Below are 12,763 nucleotides of genomic sequence, written 5' to 3'. Positions count from 1 at the left end.
GTTCCTTACGTGTCCTCTCCCAGGATTTCTCGGATGGTGTCCCAGGCGAATCCCCGCCGGGCGAGCGCCTGCTGCATGCGGCGTCGGTACAGCTCGGGCTTGAGCCGCGCGTAACGGCGTCGAAGCTGCGCCGCGCCCGCCGCGGCGCGCCCTCCCTCGCTCGCGAGCGAGCGGCCCGTGAGGTCGGGGTCCTCTTCGAGCAGCGCGTCCACGTCCCGGATCAGCGCGTCCGAGACGCCCCGGCGCCTGAGCTTCACCTCCAGAAGCCGCTTTCCCTGCGGCGCCTTGAAGAGCTCCGTTCGCAAAAAAGACCGCACGAAGGCGCGGTCGTCCAGTAGCGAGACGCGGCGGAGGCGCTCGAGGGCGCGCTCCACCGCATCCGAATGATACCCGCGCCCGCGGAGGCGGTCCTCCACCTCCCGCTCGGTGCGGGGCCCGCGGGCGAGGATCCTCAGAGCCGCCTCCTTCGCGGCCTCCTCCGAACCCGCCCGCTCGGGGCTCAGTGTCATCGGTCTAGATGCGGACCCGGCGCTCTCCCTTGCCATCGGCCGCCGCGGGGTCCGCCGGCGCGGCGGCAACGCGCGTGAGCCCCAGCGCCTCGCGGAGCTTCCGCTCCAGCTCGGCCACAGCGTCGGGATGCTCTTTGAGCCAGAGTCGAGCGTTCTCGCGGCCCTGACCGATGCGCTCCTCGCCGAACGAGAACCACGTGCCGCTCTTCTGCACGAGGGTTCGCTCGATCGCGAGATCCAGGAGCTCTCCCTCCCGCGAGATTCCTTCGTTGTACAGGATGTCGAACTCCGCCTCCTTGAAGGGGGCGGCGACCTTGTTTTTCACGACCTTCACCTTGACGTGGCTGCCGATCACGTTCTCCCCGTCCTTGATCGCGCCGATTCGCCGTATATCCATGCGCACCGAGGCGTAGAACTTGAGCGCGCGCCCGCCGGTCGTCGTTTCCGGGTTTCCGAACATCACGCCGATCTGCATGCGGATCTGGTTGATGAAGATAACGGTCGTCTTCGACTTGGAGATCGTGCCGGTGAGCTTGCGCAGCGCCTGCGACATGAGGCGCGCCTGGAGACCCATGTGCGAGTCTCCCATCTCCCCCTCGATCTCCGCCTTCGGCACGAGCGCGGCCACCGAGTCGATCACGATCACGTCGATGGCGCCGCTGCGCACCAGGTGCTCGGCGATCTCGAGCGCTTCCTCCCCCGTATCGGGCTGTGCCACGTGCAGGTTTTCGATGTCGACGCCGAGCTTCTTCGCGTACGCCGCGTCCAGGGCGTGCTCCGCGTCGATGAAGACCGCGTTCCCGCCCGCCTTCTGAGCCTGCGCGATGATGCTCAGGGTGAGCGTCGTCTTCCCCGAAGACTCCGGACCGTAGATCTCGAGCACGCGACCGCGCGGGACCCCGCCGATCCCGAGCGCGGCATCGAGCGCGATCGAGCCGGTGGCAATGGAATCCACTTGGACCCGGGCCGATTCCTCCCCCAGCTTCATGATCGCGCCCTTTCCGAACTGGCGCTCGATCTGCTGCACGGCGAGCTCGAGCGCTTTGGCGCGTTCCTTGGACATCTCCCTCACTCCCGGATTCATGACCATCTCCGATTCTCCCCCTGAGAGTTTGTAGGCGTCACTCCGGGACGCCGGTGCGGGTCGGGGCGAAATTTGGATTCGATTCTGCGCTCGGAAGGGCGCCGGGACGGGAGCGTACGGACGGCTAGGCTCCCGGTTTCCGAAGACGAATCTCCACGAGCGGAGTATAGCGGGCTCCGGTCGGATGTAGGTCACTTTTCATCACCACGATCTCGTCGAGAACCGCCGCGTCCGGAGCGGGCGGCGGCGCGTACTCGCGGAACGCCTCGACGCCCTGGGCCCGCTCGCGAACTCGCGCCAGGGTGACGTGGGGCCGAAACGGCTTATCGGGCGGGCCGAAGCCTGCGCGTTGAAGGCTCTGGTTCACCGAACGCGCGAGCGCGATCGCCTCCGGGGCCCCATCCCGCAAGCCGGCCCAGAGGACCCGGGGCCGATTCGGCGAGGGGAAGGCGCCCCATTCGCCCAGCTTGGCGACAAAGGCCTCGTGCGGTTCGGCCCCCCGCCGGACGGAATCGCCGGCTCGGCGGACGCCCGAGTCCCCGAGATCCCCCAGGAACCGGATCGTCAGGTGCACGTTTTCCGGCTTCACCCACGAAAGCCCCGACATGCGCCCGGCGAGATCGCGCTCCACCTGGGCCAGATACTCCGCCCACGCGCTCGGGATCAAGAGCGCGACGAAGGTTCGGACCATGGGACTCCCGCCCGGAGGCTCCTCCGGACGAGATCCAGCGCGAAGAACGAGGCCCGGGTGACGATGTCGGCGCGCGAGCCGCCGAATGCGTACCGCTCGCTCAGGTCCCCCTCCGGCGTGGAATATCCGATGTAGGCGAGCCCGACCGGCTTCTCCGCCGTGCCTCCGTCGGGCCCCGCAATCCCCGTCGTGGATACGGAGCACGCGGCGCCCAACCGTTCCCGGGCGCCCCGCGCCATCTCCCTCGCCACCTCGGCGCTCACCGCGCCGAAACGCCGCAGCGTCTCCGCGGAAACGCCGAGGAGCTTCTCCTTCGACTCGTTCGAGTACGCGATGATGCCTCCACGATAGTAACGGGAGCTCCCGGCGGTCGCGACCAGGGCGGCCCCGACGCTCCCTCCCGTGAAGGACTCCGCGGTCGCGATCGTGAGACCGTGCTGGAGGAGCGCCTCCCCCACCGCCTCGGAAAGGGTCCCGCTCCCGAGCGCGTAGACCGAGGCGCCCGCGCGGCCGATGAGCTTTCGCTCGCCGCGGTCCAGGACTCCCTGGAGCCACATCGCGTCGACGGAGGACGCGCTCAGGTGAAGATCCACGCCCGAGGCCCTGGCGATGGTGCCCAGCTTGAGCTCCGGTTCCTCCCGCTCGAATCCCTGGAGCCTCTCGGCCAGAGCCGATTCCGAAACTCCGATCGTGCGAACGACCCGGATCGCCGAAACGAGCCCGGGATTCCTTCTCTTCAAGAACGGGATCACGTAGCCGCGGAGCATCTCCTCCGCCTCGGACGGGACGCCGGGGAGGGCGAAACACTCGGTTTTCACGTGGGTGAAGTGAAGCCCGGGGGCCGTACCCCGGGAGTTCGCGATCACGTTTGCTCCGCGGGGGATCAGAGCCTGGGCCTCGTTGATCGGTGGCATTTCCAGACCGCGATCCTTGAAGCGCGCCCGGATCCCGTCCAGCGCCTCCCGGTCCAAGATGAGCCGCCGGCGGAAGACGGTCGCGATCACCTTGCGGGTGATGTCGTCGGAGGTCGGGCCGAGCCCGCCGGTCGTGATCACCGTCTCGGCGCGGTGGACCGCGGTTCGGAACGCCTCCGCGATGAACTCGGCCTCGTCGCCCACCGTCGTATGGTAGGTGGGCTTGAGGCCCGCCTCCGCGAGCAGCCCCGAGATCAGGTCGATATTGGTGTTCCGGACCAGTCCTCGTAAAAGCTCGCTTCCTATGGTGATGATCTCGGTGACCATGCCGGTTCTCCGAAAGGAGGCGGGGTGGGCCTACGGCCAAGCCCGCGCGAAAATCTGGAGCACGAAGTTGGCGTAGATGCCGGCGAGAACATCGTCCGTCACGACGCCGAATGCGCCCGGGAGACTCTGCGCCCGCCCCACCGGCGCCGGTTTCCAGATGTCGAAGAAGCGGAAGAGCACGAACCCAAGCCCGAGCGTGATCGCGTGGGAAGGATGCGCGTGGCCGATCGCGGGCACGCCACAGACCGTGACGAACATCCCCGCGACCTCGTCCACAACGATCGGATGCGCGTCGTGTCCGAGGGAGCGCTCCGCGGGGCCGCTCACGAGAAGCGCGAGTCCGATCATCCCGAGAGTGAGCGCGAGAAACGCCGGGAACGCGAGCCGGGGCAAGGTCGCGAACAGGAGCAGGGTCGTGGCTGCGGACGCCCACGTGGCGGGAGCGAGGGGGAGATAGCCCAGCCCGAACCCCGTCGCGAGCAGGACAGCGAGGCCCCGCACGATCGCGCTTACCCGAGCGTCTTCAGGACGAGCTTGCAGGCCACCTTGAGCGTGTCGAAGACCCCGGTTCCCCGCAGCGCGACCGCCTCGAAGTAGGGGGCTTTCCTGGGGTTCAGCTCGCGCTCCAAATCGTCCACCGCGACCACGCGAGGGAGATCCCGCTTGTTGTACTGCATGACGAACGGGATCTTCTCGAGGTTCAAGTCGTGGTCGGTCAAGTTGTCGAGCATGTTCATGTAGCTCTCGACGTTCGCTTCGAATCGTTCGATCTGCGAGTCGGCCACGAACACGATGCCGTCCACGCCTTTCAGGATCAGCTTTCGGCTCGCGTTGTAGTAGACCTGCCCCGGGACGGTGTAGAGGTGGAACCGGGTCCGGAACCCCCGGATTTGTCCCAGCTCGAGCGGCAGGAAATCGAAGAAGAGCGTCCGGTCCATCTCGGTCGCGAGCGAAATCATCTTGCCCCGCGTTTCCTGAGGAACGCGCGAGTAAATGTGTTGAAGGTTGGTTGTCTTGCCGCAAAGGCCGGGGCCGTAATAGACGATCTTGCAGTTGATTTCGCGAGACGAGTAGTTGATCAGCGACACGTAGCTCGGGGTCTCCTATTCTTTGAATAGGCTGTCGATCTCGCTCTCCGCCTCGGCCGTGAACTCGGCTCCCAGCGCCGCCGAGCTGACATCTTCATTCTTGTACTGGAGCTTGTCGAAAAGCTTGTTCAGAACCGACAGAAGCTCCTCGGCTCCGCGGCGCGCTTTGAGACGCACGAGCCCGAGCGAGGTCTTCCGGTCGAACAGCACGACCAGAATGACGCGGTTCGCGATCATCGACAGGTACATGCTCTCATTGGCGCCCTGGTGGACGAGCGTGGCGAAATCCGATTCGCCGACCATCTCGGCCAGCTGCTGGTTGGCTGCGAAATCCGCGGCGGCAAGGGAGGAAAACGAGGTGACGTCGAATCCGGGTGGCTCGCCGATCGAGCTGATGAGCTGACCGGTTTTGTCGATCAGCATCACGCTTTTCGCGCTCGATGTCTGAATCAGGTTCTGGAGGACCGTATTGATCGACCAGAAGTCCTCCTCGAAGAGTGCCCAATTTCCCTTGACCATGATCCCCTACTCCTTGGACACACCTGGGCCTTGCGGCATGGTGACGCCGACCGGCTGCTTGCAGAAGGAGGGGTGTCCCGCCCTGGCTCCCCGCATTCAGCCGGCGCCTAGACCGATCCCCATCCACCCCACACGTGTCATGGCAACGGCAAATAGGACGATGCTTTTCCAGGATTTGCACCGAACGCTAGCACTTCTCTATTAGCGGTCAAGCAGAATGTGTTCGAAATGAGGGGGTTATATCTCTTTGCGGCCGCTCAGGGCGCGGGCCAGGGTCACCTGGTCCGAGAACTCGAGATCGGAGCCCATCGGCACCCCCCGCGCGATCCGCGTCACGCGCACGCCGGGCCTATTCTGTAAGAGACGCGCAATATAGAGCGCCGTGGCCTCTCCCTGGGCGGTCGGATTGGTGGCGACGATCACCTCGTTCACGGCCCCCGGCTTCACGCGATCGAGCAGCTCGCTCAGCTTGAGCTGCTCCGGGCCGATCCCGTCGATGGGGGAAAGGGCGCCCTTGAGCACATGGTAGGAGCCCCGGAACTCGCCCGTCCGTTCGATCGCGAGAACGTCCATCGGCTGCTCGACGACGCAAATGACCGAGGTATCGCGGCGTGAATCCGCGCAGAGGGCGCAGGGCTGGGTCTCGGTGACGTTCCCGCAGATGCGGCAGTCCTCGACCCTCGCCTTCAGGTCGACGATCGACTGCGCGAGCCGCTTGGCCTCGCCCTCGGGCGAACGGAGCAGGTGGAAGGCGATCCGCTGGGCGGATTTTCGGCCCAGGCCCGGCAGCCGGGTCAGCTCCGTGATGACCGCTTCCAGCAACGCGCTCGAATACTGCATCGGGCCTAGAAGAGCCCCGGCGGAAGACCCGGGCCCCCGCTGACCTTCTTCATCTCCTCTTCGACCATCCGCGTGATCATCGAGATCGCAATCACATCCTGGGCGCCGTTCGTGGTGACCTTCACCCTGCCCTGCCCGGAGGATCCGATCCTCTCGCGGCCCTGGAGCTCGGCTTGAAGCTCCGTCATCCTGGCTTGAAGGGCCTGCGCCTTCTGCAGCATGCCCTGGATGTTCTTCATGCGTTCCCTTCGTCGGAGCCGGGCCCCAGGACCTCTCCGTCGAAAAGCTCGACGATGCGCTCCACGATGGTGGCCCCGGGCCCGCCGGGCGGCGGGGGTTTCGGCTCCGTCCGGCCGGCATCCGGGGCCTCGCGGGCGGGTGGAATCGCCGATTCGCAGAGAAGCCTGGCCCCCCGCCCGTAGAGACGCTCCAGCTCTTCGTTCAGAATCTCCCTATTTTCCTTCAACTCGAGCATCGCGCGGTGAAATGCGTGCTCCGCGGAGAGCGCGATGCGCACGTTGCCCCCCGCCATGCCCAGGAAAGACCCCTCCTCGAGACACGTGCCCAGAAGGAGCTTCCGCTCCTTGACGCGATCGACCGCGTGGCGCCAACGCACCACGGGATCGCTCGGGTCCGCGACCTCGACCTCCGCGGACGGCGATTCCACGAGGCGGAGCGCCGTAGCCCCGACCGCGGGCCGCGAAGGCTCCTGCTCCGCGCGCGGAGGGGGCGATCCCCGCCGCGGCGCGGGCGCGGCCGGAGTCGCCGGGCCGGCGGCCGTGCCGGCGCCCCCATCCGGAGCGGAGACGCTCTCCGGGGCGCCTGCTTTCGGCGTGGATGCGGTGCCCGGCGCTTTTCTCGCACCCGGCTCTCCCTCGAGCTTAGCTTCCAGGTCGCCGAGCCGGCGGATCAGATCCTCGATCCTGGCGGCGGTCGGAAGCGTGCACAGCTCGACGAGCGCCACCTCGAGCAGGATGCGCGGCGCCTCCGCGCGGCGAAGCGCGCCGCGGGTTTCCAGGAGCAGACCCAGCATCGTGTCGAGATCGGTCGGACGGAATTCCTTCGCCTGCGCCGCGTACCGGTCCCGGTCCGAAGGGGCGGCATCCACGAGCTTTTCGAGCGACGGATCGACCGCAAGGAGGAGAAGCTGCCGCAAGTGGTGCGAGAGCCCGTCCGCGATCTCCTCGACGTCCATGCCCCGGTCGTGGAGCCGATCCATGACCTGGAGGGCGAGCTTGGGATCCCGGCGCCCGAGCGCCTCTCCGAGATCGAAGTAGGCGTCGAGCCCGGCGAGACCGAGAGCCTGCGCGACCGTCGCCGCGGTGACCTCCTCGGGAGACAGCGCAAGCGCCTGATCGAGCCGCCCCAGCGCGTCCCGCACGCTTCCTTCCGAGGCCCGGGCGATCAACGCGGCGGCGTCCTCCGCGAGCGGGACGGCTTCTTTCCTCGCCACGTCGAGCAGGTGCTTCACCAGCTCTTCGCTCCGGAGCCGGCGAAATTCGAACACCTGGCAGCGGGAAGCGATCGTGTCGGGGACCTCGAGCGGCTCGGTGGTGCAGAAGACGAACCGGACGTGCTCGGGCGGCTCCTCCAGAGTCTTGAGCAGGGCGTTCCACGCGTAGTCGGTGAGCTGGTGCGCCTCGTCGATGATGTAGACCTTGAATCTTCCCCCCGAGGCGGTGTACTTCACGTTCTCACGTAGATTTCGGATCTCCTCGATGCCGCGATTCGACGCGCCGTCGATCTCGAGGACGTCGAGGGAGGTCCCCGCCGTGATCTCGGTGCAGCTCCCGCATTGATTGCAGGGCTCCGACTCCCCGGGCGCGCGCCGCTCGCAATTCAAAGCCTTCGCGATGAGGCGGGCCGTGGTGGTTTTCCCGCTTCCGCGCGGTCCGGCGAAGAGGTACGCGTGCGCGACCCGGTTCTTGGCGACCGCCTGCTCCAGGGTGGAGCGGATCGGATCCTGGCCGACCAGATCGGCGAAGCGCTGGGGGCGGTACTTGCGTGCGAGAGCTAGGTGGGACAAGGGCAGCTCCTAACGTGGCGCGCATCCCGGCGCGCTGCGGGGCAAAGCCCCCCCGGTGCCGGCTCGAGCCAGTTGAGTCCGCGGCACATCGAGGTGACCGCTGACCGCTGCTACCTTCCGGTCCTGACGGGGTTCGCGAGTCTCGATTGCGCGGGAACTGGCCGTCAACGCCAAGCCACGAGGAGGCCATGCCCGGCCTCCGGGACCTTACGGCCGCCGCCCCGGTGAGCTATATGGTGGAGATGACCGGGATCGAACCGGTGACCTCCTCGTTGCGAACGAGGCGCTCTCCCAACTGAGCTACATCCCCACCGACCATACGGTGCTTCACAACTGGCGGAGAGAGTGGGATTCGAACCCACGAAGCACTTTCATGCTTACACGGTTTCCAACCGTGCTCCTTCAGCCACTCGGACATCTCTCCGGGAAGCTTCCATGTTCGCGCGCTCCCAAGCGCGCCGCTCCTTTGAATGGCGGAGAGAGAGGGATTCGAACCCTCGATACGCTTACGCGTATAGCGGTTTTCGAGACCGCCCGATTCAGCCACTCTCGCATCTCTCCGCGAGGGAGAATACGCGAATCGCCTCCGCATTTCCAGCCGGTCCAGGCGGTGGAAGTTCGGTCCGGGCAGGCCGCTCCTCAGCTCTGCACGCGTCGTTTGCTCTGGAAGAAATGCTCCAGTAGAGCCCCGCATTCCTCGGCCAGGACGCCCGGCAGAACCTCGGCGCGGTGGTTGAGCCTCAGATCCTGGGGCACCATGGCGAGCGAACCGCACGCTCCGGCTTTGGGATCGCGCGCCCCGTAGACGAGGCGCTTGATGCGCGCGAGGACGATCGCGCCGGCGCACATATGGCACGGCTCGAGGGTGACGTAGATCGTGGCCTCGTCGAGCCGCCAGCTCTTGATCGTCTGCGCGGCGGCGCCGATCGCGAGGATCTCCGCGTGCGCGGTGGGGTCCTGGGTGGTCTCGACGCGGTTCCGTCCCCGGCCGATGATCCGGCCTTCCCAGACGACGACGGCGCCCACGGGGACTTCGCCGTCGGACGCGGCCGCCCGCGCTTCCGCCAAGGCGGCTTCGACGAAGCGCTCGTCCAGGGAGGTCTGCGGCTCCCTCACTTGGTGGGGAATTTCTTCAGCGCGTCCCGGACCAGATCGGAGGCCACGTCATGCACGCGCGGGGGATCGGTCGCGTTCGGGGATTGAATCCGCCCCGTCGCGTCGTAGCTGACCATGCCGCTCGAGGCGTCGATCTCCTGGGCGAGCCTTTGCTCGCGGACTTCCTTGCTCCAGGTCTTCTTCCTGTCCTTGATTCCGAAGAGCGCGAAATGAAGACCGATAGTTGTGTAGGACTGCCCCTCGCCGATATTGTGAAAGCGCTTCGTTTCCCACTCGGTGATCTTGATGAGAAGCACGGCGTCCGCGACGAGCGACGAGTCGAGCCCTGAGACCGCGGCCGAGTCGAGCGCGCCGCTCTTCGACCACCGATCGGTCACGCGGAGCGCGCGGTCGAGGCGGTTCGCGTTGGAGAGGATCCGCTCGACGTCGCCCGGCATGAGAAAGATCGCCTTCGCGCGATCGACTTCTTTGAAGCGCTCGCCCAACACGTCTTCCATGATCTTGACCGCGTCGACCTCGCCGGTCCCATTGACGACCGGAAACACCGCCACGCGCAGCGACTTCGGGCTCGCGGGCGCATCGAGCTTCACCTCGGGCTTTTTCTCGGCTCGGGTCTCGGCTCGGGCCACGCGGGTCATGGGGTTGGGCAATCCCGTCCAGGCGAAGGCGAACGCGAGAGCGATGAGGTGGATCCAGCGGTTCCTATTCATGGTTTGCCTCGCTGCGGTAACGCCGGCCTCTCGACGGGTCCGCGGATGGGAAGTGGCGCGCCCAGGAGGATTTGAACCCCCAACCTTCTGATCCGTAGTCAGACACTCTATCCAGTTGAGCTATGGGCGCGCGCAGTCAATCTCACAACCAGGATGGCGGAGAGGAGAGGATTCGAACCTCCGGACGGGAGTTACCCCGTCAACCGCTTAGCAGGCGGCTGCCTTCAGCCACTCGGCCACCTCTCCCCTACGTCGTTTGCTGGACAGGGACACCAGATGCTAACCGCAGGCGGCGCCACGGTCAAGGCGGGTGCCGAGCGCCCCTGCGCGGCCGGTCAGCGCGGAGCTTGCGCGCGTTCGCCGCGGGCCGGCGCCGTTCCCGGCCGGGCAGGCTCGATGTGGATCGTCAGCTCCACGATTTGCGGCAGCGCCGCGCGGACCGCCTCCTTCACCCCGTGCGCGATCGAGTGCCCCTCGAACACGGTCATGGTCGGCGAGACCTCGAGGTGCATGTCGGCGATGTAGTAGAGACCCATTTTCCGCATGAGAAGCTTCTCGACGCGGTGGACCCCGGGGCGATCCTCGGCGACGCGGACCGCCTTCTCGACCAGCCCCGGCTCGGGACTCCGATCCATCAGCTCCTCGACGGCGGGACGCAAGAGCCTCAAGCCCGTAAAGAGAATCACGCCGCTCGCGAAGAGGGCGGCCCAATCGTCGGCGACTTCGTAGCCCTTGCCTCCGATCAGCGCGATCGCGATCCCGATCGCGGCCGCGGCCGAAGTGACCGCGTCGCTCCGGTGATGCCACGCGTCGGTGTGCACCGCGGCGCTCCCGATGCGCCTTCCCACGCGGTTGACGCTCTGGAAAAGACCCTCCTTGATCGCGATCACGGCCAAGAGCACCACGAGCGTGAACGCGGCGGGCCCCCGATGCGGCGAGGCGATCTCGTGCACCGACTGGATCGCGATCCCCACCCCCGCGCCGACGAGGAGCACGGCGACGAACGCGGCGGCGATGGGCTCTGCCTTGCCGTGCCCGTAGGGATGCTCCGGATCGGGCGGGCGCGCCGCGATCTTGAGCCCGCGCCAAACGATCACCGATCCGAACACATCCCCGAGCGATTCCGTGGCGTCCGCGATCAGCGCGTGGGAGTGGCCGAGGACGCCGGCCACGAGCTTCCCCAAGGCGAGGAAGAGATTGATCACGAGCCCGAGCAGGCTCGCGCGCATCCCGCGGTCGTAGCTCTTGAGACGGGGATCCGGGTTTTGGGGGCTCATGCGATGAGAAATCCTTCACGCGGGTCGTCGATCGTCGGCACGATCGACGCATTCTACTAATACCCGGGGAATTCCTCGAACCGAATTTGATCCTCGTCGATGCCCATCGCCTTGAGGATCTGGACCACGGCGCCTACGAATCGCTCGGGCCCGGCGGCGTAGTAAAGAGAGCCATCGCGCTGCGACGGAATGACCTCCGAGAGGTAATCCCGGTCGACGCGGCGGCGGTCCCCGTTCCACGGCCGCTTCGATCGGTCGGCCTGGGTCATCGTGGGTCGGTAGGTGAACCGCCTGAATTCCGAGGCAAGCCGCTGAAGCTCCTCGAGAAACGGCGCCTCCTCCGGCGTCCGATTCGAGTGGATCATGAGGAGCGCGTGCTCGAGCGATCGTGCCGCGGCGTCCAGCGCCATGGAACGAAACGGCGTCACGCCGATCCCACCCGTGAGCAGCACGACGCTCGAAGGCTTGTTCGGCAAGGTGAAGGATCCGTACGGGCCGTCCAGTTCCAACGTGGTCCCGAGGTCGGCCTGGAGGATGCTCTGCTTGAAGCCCGAGCCGCGGACCCGCGTGGCGATCTGGAGATGGTCCAACCCGGGCTTCGATGCGATCGAGAAGGTGCGCCGGTTCCCCGCCGGGTCTTCCGTCGGCATGTTGGGGTACGTGAGGTCGATGGTCTGGCCCGGCTTGAACGAGAAGGCCTGGCCGTCCAGCCCGAGCGTGAACGCCCATGTGGCGGCCGCGATCTCATCGCGCCGGGCAAGCTTGACTCGAAGCTTGGGCATGCGGGTTACCTTGCCAGAATTGGAGCGGCTGGGTTCTTTCTCACGCCGCGGCCTTCGCTTCCCGATTCCGGTCGATCCAGTACGCCCAGAGGACGAAAAGCCAAGCCACGATGCCGATGATCGCGACCATGGTGATTCGCGCCCGCGTGGTCACCGCATAGAGCCAGATTGCCGCGACGAACATCGCCCCTTCCACAGTCATCGTCGCCGCCCGCGAGTTCCAGAGACCGAGCCCCACCTTGGGGCCGCCTGGGTACAGGGGTAGGTCCGGACGGTGCGTTACGAAATCGAGAATCCAGTGGCTCACAACGCAGATGCAGACCCAGAGCGCTCCCCTGGAATATCTCCCGCGCGCGTTGTAAGCGAGCGCGAAGAGGATGCCCCATACGATGGCCATCAGCGAGCTGTGGGAGAAAGGATAGTAGTCGAACGCGAGCGGCGTGAACGCCGTGTTCCCCGGATCGATCCTCGCGCGTTCGATGCCGAGGAGAAGAAACACCGGCCAGAGCCCGTCGAGAAAGGCGAGAATGAGCGTACCCAGGGAGGTCCTGGGCGCGGCGCGCTTCGCGGCGAATCCGACAGCGAAGTGTCCGATGAACACGGAACCTCCGGCGCGCTTCCCGCGCGATCGCGATCCCAATCGAGGCTGGGCTCCAGATACATGGCGGAGGGGGTAGGATTCGAACCCACGGTGCCTTGCGACACAGCGGTTTTCAAGACCGCCGCCTTAAACCACTCGGCCACCCCTCCGCGTTGAAGGGCACCATGATACGGGATTGCCCTCGCCGGTGCGCTTACCTAGGCGGCACCAAATCGCCTCAGCTCGCTGTACATTGGCCGTGTCGAGTTGCGCCAGCGCCGTGAAGTCAGCGCCGCAAGG

The 12,763-nt window shown here is 66.4% G+C and carries 15 protein-coding genes, 6 tRNA genes and 1 other RNA gene; all 22 read right to left on the bottom strand.

Features of this window, described 5'->3' with window-relative positions; translation table 11 throughout:
- Window positions 1-5: 5 nt before the first annotated feature.
- Window positions 6-545 (bottom strand): regulatory protein RecX, encoded by a 540-nt coding sequence (locus tag E6K76_03915; protein TMQ59646.1) that lies wholly within the window; start codon window positions 543-545, stop codon window positions 6-8.
- Window positions 514-1,572 carry a recombinase RecA gene (gene recA / locus E6K76_03910; GenBank protein ID TMQ59738.1) on the bottom strand — a complete coding sequence of 353 codons (1,059 nt, stop codon included), beginning with the start codon at window positions 1,570-1,572 and terminating at the stop codon, window positions 514-516. The genes E6K76_03915 and recA overlap by 32 nt, the downstream gene beginning before the upstream one ends.
- A gap of 145 nt (window positions 1,573-1,717) precedes the next feature.
- On the bottom strand, window positions 1,718-2,284 hold the full coding sequence (gene thpR / locus E6K76_03905) for an RNA 2',3'-cyclic phosphodiesterase (protein TMQ59645.1): 567 nt from the start codon (window positions 2,282-2,284) through the stop codon (window positions 1,718-1,720).
- Window positions 2,257-3,525: a competence/damage-inducible protein A gene (locus E6K76_03900; GenBank protein ID TMQ59644.1), complete on the bottom strand. Its 1,269-nt coding sequence runs from the start codon at window positions 3,523-3,525 to the stop codon at window positions 2,257-2,259. Before E6K76_03900 ends, thpR begins: the two co-directional genes overlap by 28 nt.
- 30 nt (window positions 3,526-3,555) lie before the next feature.
- Complete coding sequence (locus tag E6K76_03895) at window positions 3,556-4,026, bottom strand: phosphatidylglycerophosphatase A (GenBank protein TMQ59643.1); 471 nt, start codon at window positions 4,024-4,026, stop codon at window positions 3,556-3,558.
- A gap of 8 nt (window positions 4,027-4,034) precedes the next feature.
- Complete coding sequence (locus tag E6K76_03890; GenBank protein ID TMQ59642.1) at window positions 4,035-4,613, bottom strand: GTPase domain-containing protein; 579 nt, start codon at window positions 4,611-4,613, stop codon at window positions 4,035-4,037.
- 15 nt (window positions 4,614-4,628) lie between these two features.
- Window positions 4,629-5,132: a roadblock/LC7 domain-containing protein gene (locus E6K76_03885; GenBank protein TMQ59641.1), complete on the bottom strand. Its 504-nt coding sequence runs from the start codon at window positions 5,130-5,132 to the stop codon at window positions 4,629-4,631.
- A 237-nt stretch (window positions 5,133-5,369) separates the two neighbouring features.
- Window positions 5,370-5,972, bottom strand: a complete 603-nt coding sequence (gene recR, locus E6K76_03880; GenBank protein TMQ59640.1) for a recombination protein RecR — start codon at window positions 5,970-5,972, stop codon at window positions 5,370-5,372.
- Between the two features lie 5 nt (window positions 5,973-5,977).
- Window positions 5,978-6,211 carry a hypothetical protein gene (locus E6K76_03875; protein ID TMQ59639.1) on the bottom strand — a complete coding sequence of 78 codons (234 nt, stop codon included), beginning with the start codon at window positions 6,209-6,211 and terminating at the stop codon, window positions 5,978-5,980.
- Window positions 6,208-8,004, bottom strand: coding sequence for a DNA polymerase III subunit gamma/tau (gene dnaX, locus E6K76_03870; GenBank protein ID TMQ59638.1), 1,797 nt, complete (start codon window positions 8,002-8,004; stop codon window positions 6,208-6,210). The genes E6K76_03875 and dnaX overlap by 4 nt, the downstream gene beginning before the upstream one ends.
- Window positions 8,005-8,061: 57 nt before the next feature.
- Window positions 8,062-8,161, bottom strand: an RNA gene (ffs, locus tag E6K76_03865) — signal recognition particle sRNA small type.
- Window positions 8,162-8,232: 71 nt separating this feature from the next.
- A tRNA-Ala gene (locus E6K76_03860) sits at window positions 8,233-8,308 on the bottom strand.
- 24 nt (window positions 8,309-8,332) lie between these two features.
- A tRNA-Ser gene (locus tag E6K76_03855) sits at window positions 8,333-8,422 on the bottom strand.
- 47 nt (window positions 8,423-8,469) lie between these two features.
- Window positions 8,470-8,559 (bottom strand) — tRNA-Ser (locus E6K76_03850).
- A gap of 78 nt (window positions 8,560-8,637) precedes the next feature.
- The gene (locus E6K76_03845) at window positions 8,638-9,114 is read right to left on the bottom strand and encodes a nucleoside deaminase (protein TMQ59637.1); all 477 of its coding nucleotides are present in this window, start codon (window positions 9,112-9,114) and stop codon (window positions 8,638-8,640) included.
- Window positions 9,111-9,824, bottom strand: coding sequence for a hypothetical protein (locus tag E6K76_03840; protein ID TMQ59636.1), 714 nt, complete (start codon window positions 9,822-9,824; stop codon window positions 9,111-9,113). Before E6K76_03840 ends, E6K76_03845 begins: the two co-directional genes overlap by 4 nt.
- Window positions 9,825-9,877: 53 nt before the next feature.
- A tRNA-Arg gene (locus E6K76_03835) sits at window positions 9,878-9,954 on the bottom strand.
- A 24-nt stretch (window positions 9,955-9,978) separates the two neighbouring features.
- A tRNA-Ser gene (locus tag E6K76_03830) sits at window positions 9,979-10,070 on the bottom strand.
- 89 nt (window positions 10,071-10,159) lie between these two features.
- Entirely contained in the window at window positions 10,160-11,053 is an 894-nt protein-coding gene (locus E6K76_03825) for a cation transporter (protein TMQ59737.1), read from the bottom strand.
- Window positions 11,054-11,157: 104 nt separating this feature from the next.
- The gene (locus E6K76_03820; GenBank protein ID TMQ59635.1) at window positions 11,158-11,883 is read right to left on the bottom strand and encodes an FAD-dependent oxidoreductase; all 726 of its coding nucleotides are present in this window, start codon (window positions 11,881-11,883) and stop codon (window positions 11,158-11,160) included.
- Window positions 11,884-11,923: 40 nt separating this feature from the next.
- Window positions 11,924-12,484, bottom strand: coding sequence for a hypothetical protein (locus E6K76_03815; protein TMQ59634.1), 561 nt, complete (start codon window positions 12,482-12,484; stop codon window positions 11,924-11,926).
- 61 nt (window positions 12,485-12,545) lie between these two features.
- Window positions 12,546-12,633 (bottom strand) — tRNA-Ser (locus tag E6K76_03810).
- Window positions 12,634-12,763 lie beyond the last annotated feature (130 nt).

The organism is Candidatus Eisenbacteria bacterium (assembly GCA_005893275.1).
Classification (GTDB): Bacteria; Eisenbacteria; RBG-16-71-46; order SZUA-252; family SZUA-252; genus WS-7.
This window is presented reverse-complemented; position numbering and strand designations above follow the sequence as displayed.